This is a genomic window from Pantoea sp. MBD-2R (assembly GCF_039134845.1).
Taxonomy (GTDB): domain Bacteria; phylum Pseudomonadota; class Gammaproteobacteria; order Enterobacterales; family Enterobacteriaceae; genus Erwinia.
In genome coordinates, this window is the sequence record NZ_CP152417.1 from 2,130,128 (window position 1) to 2,144,952 (window position 14,825).

The 14,825-nt window shown below is 56.9% G+C and carries 6 protein-coding genes; 5 read left to right on the forward strand and 1 reads right to left on the reverse strand.

The annotated features are described in order from the left end of the window. Window positions 1–18: 18 nt before the first annotated feature. The 5 genes from AAGQ96_RS09860 (at window position 19) to AAGQ96_RS09880 (ending at window position 14,033) form a co-directional block, all read left to right on the forward strand. Window positions 19–8,433, forward strand: coding sequence for an amino acid adenylation domain-containing protein (locus AAGQ96_RS09860; protein ID WP_342755402.1), 8,415 nt, complete (start codon window positions 19–21; stop codon window positions 8,431–8,433). Continuing rightward, window positions 8,430–9,167, forward strand: coding sequence for a glycosyltransferase (locus AAGQ96_RS09865; RefSeq protein ID WP_147197600.1), 738 nt, complete (start codon window positions 8,430–8,432; stop codon window positions 9,165–9,167). Before AAGQ96_RS09860 ends, AAGQ96_RS09865 begins: the two co-directional genes overlap by 4 nt. Next, the gene (locus AAGQ96_RS09870) at window positions 9,167–9,856 is read left to right on the forward strand and encodes an alpha/beta fold hydrolase (protein WP_147197601.1); all 690 of its coding nucleotides are present in this window, start codon (window positions 9,167–9,169) and stop codon (window positions 9,854–9,856) included. Before AAGQ96_RS09865 ends, AAGQ96_RS09870 begins: the two co-directional genes overlap by 1 nt. Before the next feature lie 129 nt (window positions 9,857–9,985). Next, window positions 9,986–13,099 carry an efflux RND transporter permease subunit gene (locus AAGQ96_RS09875; protein ID WP_342755404.1) on the forward strand — a complete coding sequence of 1,038 codons (3,114 nt, stop codon included), beginning with the start codon at window positions 9,986–9,988 and terminating at the stop codon, window positions 13,097–13,099. Window positions 13,100–13,130: 31 nt separating this feature from the next. Further along, a complete protein-coding gene (locus tag AAGQ96_RS09880; protein ID WP_342755405.1) occupies window positions 13,131–14,033 on the forward strand; it encodes a LysR substrate-binding domain-containing protein in 903 nt (300 codons plus the stop codon). Here AAGQ96_RS09880 and AAGQ96_RS09885 read toward each other — a convergent pair. Beyond that, the gene (locus AAGQ96_RS09885) at window positions 14,002–14,817 is read right to left on the reverse strand and encodes a substrate-binding domain-containing protein (protein WP_342755546.1); all 816 of its coding nucleotides are present in this window, start codon (window positions 14,815–14,817) and stop codon (window positions 14,002–14,004) included. The genes AAGQ96_RS09880 and AAGQ96_RS09885 overlap by 32 nt on opposite strands. Between the last annotated feature and the right edge of the window lie 8 nt (window positions 14,818–14,825).

A 14,825-nucleotide genomic window follows, 5' to 3' on the forward strand; every position in this document is an offset into this window, starting at 1 on the left:
CCATTGAGGAGTGACCTGATGAGTGTTAGTGGTAATTTGGACCAGAACGATTTCTTTGAAGAAGATCTTGACCTGCTTGATGCACTGTTATCTGACGATGTGCGGGTTAAAGAACCGGCCATTGCCACGCAGGCGGTGAACAAGGGGCCGTTATCCTTCCAGCAGGAGCGCCTGTGGTTTCTCAGCGAGTTGGATCCTGATGCGGCGGCCTATACGATCTTCAACGCATTTCGGTTACAGGGCCAGCTGGACGAGAAGGCGCTGTTTGCGGCGCTTGAGACGCTGGTTGAGCGGCATGAAGCGTTGCGCACCGCCATTTGTAGCCAGGACGGGCAGGCACAACAGGTAATTATGCCGGCTTATATGCCGGTGCAAAACAGCGTCGATTTGACGCAGACAGAAGGTGAAGCAGCCGAGCAGGCGCTGCACAAACTGTTACGCAGCGAAGCGGCTCGCCCGTTTGTACTCAGCGACGGAAAGCCTTTTCGCGTGGTACTGGCTAAGCTGGCTGCCGATGAACATGCCCTGATGCTCAGTCTGCATCACATTATCAGCGATGCATGGTCGATGACCGTGCTGATGGGCGAGCTGGCCGTGATTTATCATGCTTATGCTCGCGGCGAAGAGCCGCTGCTGCCTCGCCGATCTCTTCGCTATATTGACTATGCTCTTTGGCAGCGAGGAAGCACTGCGGCCAAAGACCGTGAAAGCAGAGAAATGGCTTACTGGCTACAGGAGCTGGAGGGGCTGCCTCTGCTCGAACTGCCCACCGACTTTCCCCGACCGCAGAAGCAAACGTTTAACGGCGCGACGGTAAGTTTTCAGCTGCCCGCGACAACGACCCACGCTTTGCAGAAGCTGTCGGCCAGCGAGCGTACTACGCTGTTCAGTTTACTGATGGCTGCGCTGCACGTGCTGATGGCACGCCATGCACGCCAGTCTGACGTTGCCATCGGCACGTCGATTGCTGGCCGGGACGATCAGGCGCTGGAAGGGCTGATTGGCTTCTTTGCCAATATGGTGGTGATCCGCGCAAGGCTGGAGCAGGACCCGAGCTTTCGCACGCTGCTAAGAACCACCGCCGCTAAGGTGCATGCCGCTATGGACCACAGCACGCTGGCTTACGACCGGCTGGTTGAGGGCATGAAAATTGCGCGCGATCCCAGCCGCAATCCGATTTTCCAGGTGGCCATGACGTTGCTGAATCTGCCCGGCTCGCGGATGTCTCTGGGCACGCTGGCTGCTGAGAAATTGCTCAGCCAGGAAGCGGCCCGTTTCGATCTGGAACTCTTTTTGAGCGAGTCTGACGGCATCCTGGCCGGCACCTTTGTCTATAATACCGATCTCTTTTTGCCCGCCTCGTTAAACCGTCTCACCGAACAATGGCTGATATTGTTAGCCGACATTGCCGCCTCGCCCGATAAGCCGGTGTCGCAACTGGCGCTGATTAACGACAGTGCCGCTTTACTACCGTTTCCGCGCCAGACGTCGCCAGCGGCGGTCAGACCTTTACACGAACGGATAGTGCAACAGGCGGAGAAGTGGCCCGATCGTCGCGCGCTACAGCTGGGCAACGAGCGCCTCACCTACGGTGAACTGGCCTCTCAGGCCCGCCAGATTGCCCACGCGCTGATCGCCGCAGGCATTAATACTGAGCAGCCGGTAGGGTTATGGTTTGAGCCAGGCTTTGGCATGATCGCCGCGATGCTGGGCACATGGATGGCTGGCGGCGGCTATATGCCTGTTGATATCCACTCGCCGGCAGAGCGCATTGCCACCATTATTGAAGACAGCGAAGTCAAATTCATGCTCTCTGACAGCGCTCATTCAGGGACGATACCGATTTTCGCCGGCACCCTTCTCTGCATCGATGAGATCGATAACCCGCCGCAATGTGACCTGCCTGAGGTGAGTCCTGAACGGCTTGCTTATATTATTTATACCTCCGGTTCGACGGGGCGTCCTAAGGGCGTCGAGGTCACTCACGCTAACGCAGCGAGACTTTTCTCTTCCTGCGACAGCCTGTTCGAGTTTGAAAGAAGCGACGTCTGGACCTTCTTCCACTCCTACGCCTTCGATTTTTCGGTATGGGAAATCTGGGGCGCGTTGGTTCACGGCGCTTCGTTATTGATCGTGCCGCCAATCGTGGCGCGGTCGACCGACAGCTTCTACGATCTCCTGTGTGACCAGAAAGTCACCGTTTTAAGCCAGACGCCGTCAGCTTTTCGCCAGCTGATGGCCGCCGAAGAGGCCAACCCTCGCGAAGGCGATCTGGCGTTGCGCTATGTCGTATTCGGCGGAGAGGCGCTGGATATCGCCAGCCTGGCTTCGTGGATGGATCGCCATGGTGATGAGGAGCCACGGCTGGTCAATATGTACGGTATTACCGAAATCACCGTCCACGCGACCTTCCGCCTGATTACTTACGCTGATTTACCCCGAGCGGCCAGCAGCGTTATCGGCACGCCGTTGCCTGATTTATGTCTGCGCCTGCTCGATCCTAATGGTGAACCTGTACCGGAAGGGATGGTGGGTGAAATTTTTGTCGGCGGAGCCGGTGTGGCACGTGGCTATCGCAACCAGCCAGCGCTGACGGCCGCGCGTTTTCTCCGTGATGCCAGCGGCATGCCGTTATACCGCAGCGGCGATTTGGCAAGGATCAATGCCTGGGGTGAACTCGAATACCGTGGCCGTGCCGATTCTCAAATCAAATTACGCGGTTACCGCATCGAAACCGGGGAGATCGAAAATACCTTAAGGCGTCATCCTGCTATTGAAGATGCCGTGGTCGCCGTCAGAGGGCAAAACGACGCCGCGCGGCTGGTTGCCTGGGTACGTAAACGCCCAACGTCTCTGCCACAGGGTGGCCCTACTGCTGAAGACTGGCGGCCAAGTTTCGATATGATTTATGCCGCCGAGGTCGAGGACGACGATCTTGACGTCGTCGGCTGGAATGACTCTTACGACAACAAGCCGCTGCCGCTTGAGCATATGCGCCTGTGGCGGGATGAAATCCTGCAACGACTGCGCGCCTTACAGCCAACCCGTGTTCTCGAACTGGGCACCGGTTCCGGCATGCTGCTGCTGCCGCTGGCGGAAGAGGTTGAGCGCTATCAGGGGCTGGATTTCTCCGCTGAAGCCGTCGCGCGTCTTTCCCGGAAAGTCGCCGGGCGCGGGTTTACGCATGTTCAGCTGGAGCAGCGGGAAGCCAGCGACCAGGCCGGATTGCCGGATGATTTCGATTTAGCAATCCTCAATTCCATCGCGCAATATTTCCCCAAAGCCAGCTATTTTATTGATGTCCTCGATCAGGCGATGCAGCGACTGAATGCGAGCGGCAGCCTGTTTGTCGGCGATTTGCGGCATCTGGGGCTGTTAAGGCATTTTCACGCCAGCCGTCTGGTCCATCGCCGACCTGCTGAATCTGACCGGGCTAGCCTGCTTGCGCAGCTGACAAAAATGGTCGAGGGCGAGAAAGAACTCCTGGTCGATCCCGCATTCTTCTTCCACTGGGCCGCTCAGCGCGACGATATCGCCCGTATCGATATTTTACCGAAGGTAGGTGGCGGGCAGAATGAACTCACCACTTACCGTTACGATGTGGCGATCCTCAAAGGCACGCCGCAACCATCGCAACCCTGCGAGCGCATTGACGTCGCCAACATTCACGCTGCCTGGCAGGGACAGCCTGCATTCATTAGTGGCATCCCCAATCCACGGCTGGCGGCTGTCGACGCTTTTCTCGGCTGGCTGGAAAGCGATGCCGATGCAGCGCCAACGTCACAGCAGTGGAACAACTGGTCCAGCGCTGAGGCGGGCCAGGCGCCTGGGGTGTTGGCAGAGCAGTGGCAGTCACGCGCGGGAGCTGCGAAGCTTTACTGGACCGTTGAAGGGCAGCCAGGGCACTTTGAGCTGGCTGTAGCGACCCGCATCGAAGCGCTGCCCGCTTTAGCGCCTTCCGTCACTATTGATGCAGAACTGACCCAATTTTTCAACGTCCCGTCGAAACTGAGAGAGGAAGAGCCGCTGGCAACGACGCTGCGGCGCTATCTTGCCGCTTATCTTCCCGACTATATGCTGCCAGCGGTCTATATCCCGCTGGAGACTTTTCCTCTGACGCTGAACGGAAAACTCAATTACTCAGCGCTTCCTGAACCGGAGGAAGTGCAGGAAGTCACCGCCGATCGGCATCAGCATTTCAACGATACCGAGCGCAAAGTAGCAAAAATCTGGACCGAGGTGTTGCAGCTGGCCCAGCCGGAACTGCATGCCAACTTCTTTGAGAAGGGCGGCCACTCGCTGCTGGCGACGCAGGTTATTTCGCGCCTGAACGCGGCGTTTTCGGTGAAATTGCCGCTGAGAAGCCTGTTCGATCATCCTACCATTGCCGGGCTGGCCGCGATGCTGGAGAGCCTGCTGAAAAAAACCAGGCAGTCATTGCCGCCGTCAGCCGACCTCAAAGCGGTTCCGCGCGGTGGCTTACTTCCGCTGGCTTATACCCAGCAGCGCTTCTGGTTTATGGAGCAGATAGATCGGGGATCGATTGGCTCTCATAATATTTCGTTAGCCCTCAGGCTTCGTGGACAGTTAGTGCCTGCCGCGCTGCGCGCTGCTATTCAGACTGTTGTGGCTCGCCATGAAGCGCTGCGCACGGTATTTGTCCAAAACGAGGGTGAGCCTGCGCAGCTCATCAAATCTGACTGGACGCCGGAGACAGAGGAAACCGATCTTAGCCACCTTTCCCCCAGCGAGGCTGAAAAGGCGCTGAGAGAGCGGATTGCTGTTCAGGCTAACACCCGGTTCAAACTTGACGTCGCACCACCTTTGCGACTGGACCTTGTACGTTTAAGCGAGCAGGAACACGTGCTGCAACTCACTCTGCATCACGCCATCTGTGACGGCTGGTCACTGGGCGTGATGGTCCGTGAATTCAGCGAGTGCTATGCAGCCAGCGTGGCCGGCCGGGCGCCGCAGCTGCCTGCCTTGCCGCTACAGCTGGCTGATTTCGCCGTCTGGCAGCGAACGGAGCTGGCCGGCGCTCGTCTGCAATCGCTGCTGCAACAGTGGAAACAGCGTCTTCTGGGCGCGCCTTATGGCCTGTCGCTGCCTTTCGACCGGGTGCCACCTTCTGACGTGCCAAAGATGGGACAAATCATCTATTTCAATTTCGATGCGGCCCAGCTGCGCCAGCTGAAACATTTCGCCGAAAGCCAGGGCGCGACCCTGTTTATGGTACTGACGGCAGGTTATTCCGCCCTGTTGAGCCGCTACAGCGGAACGTATGATGTGGTGATCGGCACGCCGATTGCCCAGCGACAGCATAAAGAGCTGGAGGGCATTGTTGGCTGTTTCCTGAATACGCTCGCCTTGCGTATTCAAAGCGATGCAGGGATAAGCGGCCGGGCGTTGTTGGCTCACGTGCGGGAACGCGTGCTGGAAGCGTATGAATGGCAGGACGCGCCGTTCGATGCGGTGGTCAGCGAGCTTAGCCCCGAGCGGTCACGCGATCGTCATGCTCTGTTCCAGACCATGCTGACGCTGCAAAATATGCCGTTGGGGAAATTTACGCTACCGGGGCTGGAAGCCGAGCCCTTGCAGGGCGAGGAAGGGGTGGCGGGGTTCGATCTCAGCGTGACTTTTATTGAGACTGCTGACGACAACGGCCAGTCTGGCCTCCAGGGCATGCTGGAATACGATGCGAATAAGTTCCTGCACGCTTCGGTAGAACGCTTCTCAACCCAGCTGCATTCCCTGCTTCTGGCAATGGCAACCACACCGGAAACGCCCGTTGCGACGCTGGACCTGCTGGCACCGGGCGAGCGCGAGCATCTGCTGGAGGTGCTCAACGAGACGGACCATGCGATCCCGCATGAGCGCTGCCTTCACGAGCTTATTGCTTTACAGGCAGCTCGTACGCCTGACAGCATTGCCGTTCGCGACGCTACGGGCGAAATCAGTTACGCAGAACTTGAGGCGCGGGCGAATGCCGTAGCCTGGGCTTTGCACGAACATGGTGTCGGTCCCGACAGCATTGTCGGCCTCTGTACCGAACGCGATCGCGGCATGGTGATTGGGCTGCTGGGAATAATGAAAGCCGGGGCGGCGTATCTTCCGCTGGATCCGGATTACCCTGCCGGACGCCTGGATTTGATACTCAATGACGCCCGGCCTGCCGTGCTGGTCACCCAGTCTGGCCTGACATCGGCGACCTCCTTCAGCGGGCCTAAAATCCTGCTTGAGGATCTCGGGCTGGCGGACCCGTGTCCAGCCAGTGGGGTGATGCCTGCTAACCTTGCCTACATCATCTATACCTCCGGGTCCACGGGCGTGCCGAAAGGGGTGATGATTACCCACGCGGCGATTGTTAACTACCTTAGCTGGGCACTTGAGACCTATACCCCAGGCAGCGAAGGTACCGTTCTGATGTCGCCTTCCTATGCCTTTGACGGCAGTATGACCACGCTCTTTACGCCGCTGATTAGCGGGCGCTGCATGCAGCTGATGCTGCGTGATGAAGTGCTGTCACGCACCCGTTACGCGCTGCTGGCGCGCAGCGAGCAGCTGGCTCTGATCGATTGTGGCCCGGCACAGCTGGACGTTTTGCAGCAGGTGCTGGAGCCGGAACAGCTGGCCAGCAGCCGCGTAGAAGCCATCGTTATTGGTGGCGAGGCGCTGCAAGCCTCAACCGTTGAACAGTGGCGTCGCCATGCGCCGTCCACCCGGTTGTACAACGAATATGGGCCAACTGAAGCGACCGTCGGCTGCTGTACTTATCAAATTACCGCTGCTTCACCGTGGTTCGGACCGATGCCGGTTGGTCGCGGGATCTGGAACGTCAGGGTCTACGTTTTAGACGAGCAGATGCAGCCAGTGCCTCCCGGCATTGCTGGCGACCTTTACGTGGCGGGCAGCGGGCTGGCGCGTGGATATGCAGGCAAACCTGGGCTAACTGCGCAAAGTTTCATTCCGGATCCGTTCTCGGTAGGGGGACGCCTGTATCGCACCGGCGACCGCGCAAGCTGGAGCACCACCGGCGTTATCAACTATCTCGGCCGCAATGACGATCAGGTGAAATTCCGTGGTTTCCGCATTGAGCTGGGTGAAATTGAGGAAAAAATACGCCAATACCCGGGCGTGACTGAAGCTGCGGTCAGGGTGCATACCGACGATCGGGGAAACAATTCGCTGGTCGCTTACCTGGCAGAACAGCACGATGGCCTGACGCACGATTTAGCCGCCTGGCTGCGAGAACGGCTGCCGGGCTTTATGGTGCCGTCGCACTACGTCCGGCTTGACGCGCTGCCGATATCCGTTAGCGGAAAAGTGGATCGTAATGCTTTACCGCTTCCTGACAATATAGGTAACTCAGAAGCAGAGAAACGCGAGACCAGAGCGCTGAACGCCATCGAACAGCGTTTGGCGACGATCTGGCGTGAAGTGACAGGGCATGCGGTAAACGATCCTGAAGCTGATTTCTTCGAGGCCGGCGGCGATTCGCTCAGAGCGGTGAAGCTTATTTTCCTGATTGAACGCGAATTTAAACGCGCTTTACCGCTGGCCAGCCTGTTTGGGCTGCGTACGCTTGAGGCGCAGGCTGTCGCGATTACCGCTGAAGTGAATACCCCGACCGACGTGCTGGTTCCCATCCACGTTCGTGAAAATGCCCCCAGCGTGGTGCTGGTGCACGACATCTCCGGGCAGATCCTCTCCTACCGTCCGCTTGCTGAGCAGCTTAAGGCGTTTAGCGTCTATGCTATTCAGTCGCTCGCAGCGCAGCATGAGAACGCGCCGTCGATCGCCCAGATGGCAGAGCTCTATGCTCGCGCCATAGTGGAAGCCAACATCCCCGGGCCGCTAATCCTGGCGGGACATTCGTTTGGCGCTCAGGTTGCTACCGAGCTGGCCCGAACGCTGACTGCTCAGGGTAAGCCGCCGTTACTGCTGGCAATTCTGGACGGTATAGCTGAGCCAGACCGGGCCTCTTTAGATCAATTACCTCGCGACGATCTGGATTTGATGGACTACATGATCCGCACCATTGAGCTGTCGATAGAAAAACGTATCGATCTGGATGCAACACGTCTGCGCGCGCTGCCTGAAGCCAAACGTGCAGGCTGGATTACCGCCAAAATTACCGAGGCGGGTGTCGTTCCTGAACAGACCTCACCGGAGCATGTTATGCAGCTGTTTACCATTTATAAAAACAATCTGGAAAGCCTGCACGGCTATCAGCCCGGGCGGGTTACCTGTCCGGTGGCGCTATGGTCGACCGAAGCGCTTTACCCGCAGGGAGAGGCCGGATGGGGCAATTATGCTGACCGGGTAACGGTTCAGCTGGCCAGCGGCGATCACGTCAGCATGCTCAAACCTCCCCATGTACAGGGACTGGCGGCGAGCCTGGCTCAGGCCATCAACGACGAGATGCCATCATGAGTATTCCACAACTCATCCATCAGGTTTGGTTTCAGGGGGAAGCACAGCTTCCCGAGAAATATCGCCGTTACCGGGCATCCTGGCAGCGCCATCATCCAGACTTTCAGTGCCTGTTATGGGATGCGCACGCCTTACGGGAACATGTGGCCACTCACTGGCCGCAGTTTTTGCCTGTTTACGATGCCTTCCCACACGATGTACAGCGCATGGACAGCGCTCGTTATTGCCTGCTGGCCACGCTTGGTGGGATCTATGCGGACATGGATATTGAATGTCTGCGGCCTGTCGATGAGCTGCTGGCAGGCCACGAGCTGATCCTTTCCGAGACCGTCGGCTACAACATTGCCTTTATCGCCAGCGCGACGGGCCATCCGCTGTGGGAAACGGTTTTGCATCATCTGACGCACAAAATCTATGCGGGGCTGGATGACGTGCCGGCGTTTATGCGGGAGAGCGCTGCCATGCAGATCGCCGCCGTTTCCGGGCCTCGTTTCTTCACGCTGTGCGTGGAGGAGAGCGGGGTACTGGCGCTTGCAGAGACGCTGGCCTGTCCTGGCGACTATTTTGAGGGAAATGGCCGTACTGAGAACGGCATCGCCTACGGGCGGCACGATATGGATTTGAACTGGATGTCTCCGTCGGCCCGGCTTCTGTCCAGACTGGCGCGCGGTTTTTCATCGATAGCGAGCGGGATGCGTTTCCGCCGCAAAAAGAGTAAAGGAGAAAGTTTCTAATGCGTCTGATTTGTTTCCCTTATGCCGGAGGCAGTACAGCTGTTTTCCGTGGGCTGGCCCAGTTACTGCCGGATATTGAGGTCCATACGCCTGAACTACCGGGGCGCGGTTCGCGAATGAACGAGGCGGCGCATGCGTCAATGGAAGCGCTTGCGGAACAGATGATGACAGAACTCGCTCCCCATTTTGAACGCCCGTTTGCCTTATTTGGCCACAGCATGGGCGCGGCGCTTGCCTTTGAAATTGTTGGCAGACTACCGTTGTCCGCTCGCGCCAACCTGCGCCATCTGTTCGTTAGCGCCTGTCCCGCACCCGGCTATCCCTCTCGCCGGTATAAACAGTTGCAGGGCCTTAATGATGCTGACTTTGTTGAAGAGTTACGTCGCCTTGGCGGGACACCTTCGGAGGTACTGGACAATGCCGAACTGATGGAGCTGCTGCTGCCGATGCTCAGGGCCGACTTCACCGCCGTTGAAAATCATCAGGCAAGATCCGGCACCCTTCTTGACGCCAGCGTAACGGCTTTAGTGGGCGATCGGGATGACAAAGTCAGTGCTGAAGCGGCGGCAGGCTGGCGGAACACAACGCGTGGCAGCTTTGAGTCACACATATTGCCGGGCGATCATTTTTTCCTCAGGCCGCAGTTTCTGACTATCGCTGATATTATCAATCTGCGAATGGCCGCGTAGCCATCAATTTGCGACCGGCAGCCTGGTCATCCGTTTGTGACTGGCAGCCTGGTCGCCTTCAGGCTCTTCGGGATAAGTCCCACCAGGGTGAATCAACCATAAAGCCAATGCTATATACGGAAATTCCTGATGCCGCAGTTTTTTATTAATCGCCCCATCTTTGCCTGGGTTGTTGCGCTGTTTATCGTCCTGGCGGGACTGATTGCGATTCCGCAGCTGCCCGTCGCGCAGTATCCGTCGGTCGCACCACCCAGCGTCAGCGTCAGCGTTTCTTATCCGGGTGCCACGCCTGAGACGATGAATGAGTCGGTCATTTCATTGCTGGAGCGAGAGATTTCGGGCGTGGACAACATGCTCTATTTCGAGTCAACCAGCGATACCTCGGGCACGGCGAGCATTACCATCACCTTTCGTCCGGGAACCGATATCAAACTGGCGCAGGTCGATGTGCAAAATAAGCTCAAGGTCGTAGAGCCACGTTTGCCACAGACGGTCAGGCAAAACGGACTGGATGTGGAGGCAGCGAACTCGGGGTTTCTGATGATTGTTGGCCTCCGCTCGCCCTCGGGCGCGTACAGCGACCAGGATCTGAGCGACTATTTTGCCCGTAACGTTTCTGAGGAGCTTCGGCGTGTGCAGGGCGTGGGGAAAGTGCAGCTGTTTGGTGCTGAGAAAGCGATGCGGGTGTGGTTAGATCCCAACAAGCTGTTCACCTATAACCTCTCGGTTAGCGACGTCGTTACCGCGCTAAGCCAACAGAATGCCCAGGTTTCGCCGGGCCGCGTTGGTGATGAACCTGCACGTCCGGGTCAGAGGGTCACCTATCAGCTAACCGTCCAGGGGCAGCTTTCTTCGGTAGAAGAGTTTCGCAACATTACGCTTAAAGCGCGGAAAGATGGATCCCGCGTGCGGCTAAGCGACGTGGCTCGTGTTGAGCACGGGCTGCAATCTTATGCATTTTCCATCCGCGAAAACGGCAAGCCTGCAACCGCCGCCGCTATTCAGCTTTCGCCGGGCGCCAACGCAGTGAGTACGGCAGAAGGCGTAAGCGCGCGGCTGAATGAGCTCTCTTCAGTACTGCCTGAAGGCATGGCGTTTTCTGTGCCTTTTGATACCGCGCCGTTTGTGAAACTGTCGATTGAAAAGGTTATTCATACCTTTATTGAAGCGATGGTGCTGGTGTTCCTGGTGATACTGCTGTTTTTACAAAATCTGCGCTACACCTTTATCCCAGCCATTGTGGCCCCTGTGGCGCTGCTGGGTACCTTCACCATTATGCTGCTTGGTGGCTTTTCCATTAACGTGCTGACCATGTTCGGCATGGTACTGGCGATTGGGATCATTGTTGACGATGCCATTGTGGTAGTGGAAAACGTCGAGCGTTTAATGGCGGATAAAGGGATGTCGCCAAAAGAGGCAACGCGTGAAGCGATGCGCGAAATCACGCCTGCCATTATTGGCATCACGCTGGTGTTAACGGCGGTCTTTATCCCGATGGGCTTTGCCAGCGGATCGGTCGGGGTAATTTACCGGCAGTTTGCGCTGTCCATGGCGGTCTCGATCCTCTTTTCAGCCTTCCTGGCCCTGACGCTGACCCCGGCTTTATGTGCTTCTTTACTGAAGCCCGTCACTACGTACGGGAACGATAAAAAGGGCTTTGCAGGCTGGTTTAACCGACGTTTTAACGGGCTGACGCATCGCTATCAGTCAGGATTGCGCTTCACCCTGAAACGCAGCGGAAGGGTGATGATCCTTTATGCCTTGCTGTGCGGCATCGTTTTTATCGCTTACCGTGCGTTGCCGTCTTCATTTTTGCCTGATGAAGATCAGGGCTATTTTATGACGGTTTTCCAGCTGCCGTCGGATGCCACTCAGGAGCGAACCCGCAAGGTGGTTGATCATCTGGAATCTGTTGTTGCCCAACGGCCGGGTATCGAAGGCAATATCTCCGTGTTTGGATATGGCTTTTCCGGCTCCGGCCCGAATACGGCTCTGGCCTTTACCACGCTGAAGGACTGGGACCAGCGCAAAGGCGCGACGGCCGCAGGCGAGGCGATGTTTGTTCAGGAAGCGATGAATACGCAGCCCGACGCGACGGTGATGAGCCTGATGCCGCCCGCAATCGCCGATATGGGCACCTCATCAGGCTTTACGCTCTATCTCGAAGATCGGGGCGGCAGAGGCTATACGGCGTTAATGCAGGCGGCGACAAAGCTGACCGAGCTGGCCGCTGGCAGCGCGATTGTGAGTGGCGTTTACACTGACGGATTGCCGGAAGGCGTTAGCGCGGATTTGAAAGTCGACCGGGAGAAAGCGCAGGCGATGGGGATCTCTTTTGATGAGATTAACCAAACCTTGTCGGCGGCTACCGGCTCTAACTACGTCAATGATTACACCGATAATGGCCGCGTGCAGCAGGTGATTGTGCAGGCTGACGCGCCGTATCGGATGCAGCTCCAGGATTTGCTCAAGCTTTATGTACGCAACAGTAACGAAGAGATGGTGCCGCTCTCGACCTTTATCACTGCCCGCTGGACGCAGTCACCGCAGCAGCTCAACCGTTATCAGGGCTATCCGGCGATAAAAATTACCGGCAGTACCTCGCCAGGCTATTCAAGCGGTGCGGCAATGACGGAGATGGAGCGTCTGGCCGCAACCTTGCCCAAAGGCTTTATGGCAGAATGGAGCGGCGCCTCGCTACAGGAAAAAAGCTCTGCGGCGCAAATGCCCATGCTGATGACTTTGTCGGTGCTGGTGGTGTTTATGGTGCTGGCCGCGCTGTATGAAAGCTGGTTAATACCGCTTTCGGTGATGCTGGTGGTGCCGCTTGGCGTGGCGGGCGCGCTGGCGGCGGTTTATATAGCAGGTATGCCAAACGATGTATTTTTTAAAGTGGGCATGATCACGCTTATAGGCCTCTCAACCAAAAATGCCATTCTTATCGTTGAGTTTGCGCGGCAGCTGCATGCTCAGGGAGCGACGGTCTTTGAGGCTACCGTTGAGGCGGCACATCTGCGCCTGCGCCCGATTATTATGACCTCGCTGGCCTTTACGCTGGGCGTTGTGCCGCTGATGCTGGCAACGGGGGCCAGCGAGAGTACTCAGCACGCCATTGGCACCGGCGTATTTGGCGGTATGATCGGCGGCACGCTGCTGGCGATTTTCTTTGTGCCGGTTTTCTTTGTCGGTATCTCATCGGTGGTTGCAAAATTGTCCTCATCGATCGGCAGGAAAAAACAGTAATTTTAATCAGCGTTTTAAGGACATGATGCCGATGGCAGTGAATTTTGATTTGAACGATCTTTATGCTTTTCGTGCATTGACCGAGTACGGCAGTTTTAAAGCGGCGGCAGAGGCGATCTGTATTTCACAGCCTGCTCTTAGCCGACGAATTGATAAACTGGAGACGTCGCTTGGCGTTCAGCTTTTTGAAAGGACAACGCGTCGCGTGAACCTGACCTTAGCAGTCAGGACGTTTGCACCCCGCGCGCAGCAGATTCTGGCGGATCTGGAAGAGGCAGTGCTGGAGGTGAGTGATACACGTCAAAGCCGAAGCGGTTTAGTGACCGTGGCCTGCGTGCCTTCAGCCGCCTACTATTTTATGCCAAAAGTTATTGCCCGTTTTCAGTCACGCTATCCCCGCGTGCGGATAAAACTGATCGACTCCAGCGCCGGCAATGTTTATGACGCGGTGATGAAAGGACAGGCTGATTTCGGGCTGAGTTTTACCGGATCTCCCCAGCCCGATGTTCTATTCAGAACGCTGGTCGATGAAACCTATGTCGCAGCATGCCGTCACGATCATCCCCTCGCAGCAAGAGAAAGCCTGACGTGGCGGGAATTTTATACCCATCCTTACGTCAGGCTTGATAAGACGTCTGGCAACCGTAACGTGCTGGATCAGGCATTAACAGGCATCACGCCGGACTGTCAGAGCGTATGCGAAACCCGTCACGTCACGACGCTGCTCGGTATGGTCGAAGCGGGGCTTGGCATTGCTGCCGTTCCGGCCATGGCAATGCCCAGGGCCGGGCATCCGGTGCTAACCAGCCTGGCGTTAACAGACCCCACGGTAAAACGTAACGTGGGGCTGCTTAAACGTCACGGACGAGAACTTTCCTCTCTGGCCAGCGAGCTGGAAAAGCTTATTTTTGAGGTGAACGCGCTGGATGGTTAGTCTTCTGTTGCGCAACCGTATCCAATCCCGTTGACTGCACGATCGGTTGTACCTGTTTTGAAGAAAGATAGTTCAGCAGGGCTTTCGCCTCCGCAGGACTGGCGGAGCTTGCCGCTACGGCACCTGCAAACCGCGTGGCGTACTGCACGTCATCAGGAATTTTACCAATAAAGACGACGCCGGAAACGGGCAGAAGCTCGCTCACTTGTTGAAAGCCTATCTCATACTGGCCCCTGGCGACCGTTTCTCCCACCGGCGTTTTTTCCACCTTGTGCGCTTTGGCCGCCACCTGTTGTTCAATGCCCAAGGTCTTAAACAGCTGCTCCTGAACATAACGCCCGCTGGCGCTGTCTGAATAGGCGATTGATGTAGCACTATGCAGGACTTTACTGAGCCGCTCATTGCTACTGATATCCGGCTTGCTGTTACCCGCTTTAACCACGGCACCAATTTTTGAATCGGCCAGTTCAGTGCGTGTGCCGGGCAGGATTTTACCCTCTTTGGCAAGGCTATCCAGCGCGTAACCTACCATAATAACGACATCTGCTTTTTCACCGGCGGCCAGCCGGTTCGGAATGGCCTCTGCCGATTGACCCATTGACGGCCCCGGCACCGTTTTTATCTTCAGCGTGTTGCCGTTCTGTGCAGCGTACTGCGGCTCCAGCTTCTCCCAGGCTGCTTTAAACCCGCCTGAAATCATCACGGTAAGCTCTTTGGCCAGTGAATGGCTGCTGACCGCGCACAGCATCAAAACCAGTAAAGTTTGTTTTAACTGTTTCTTCATCATCCTGG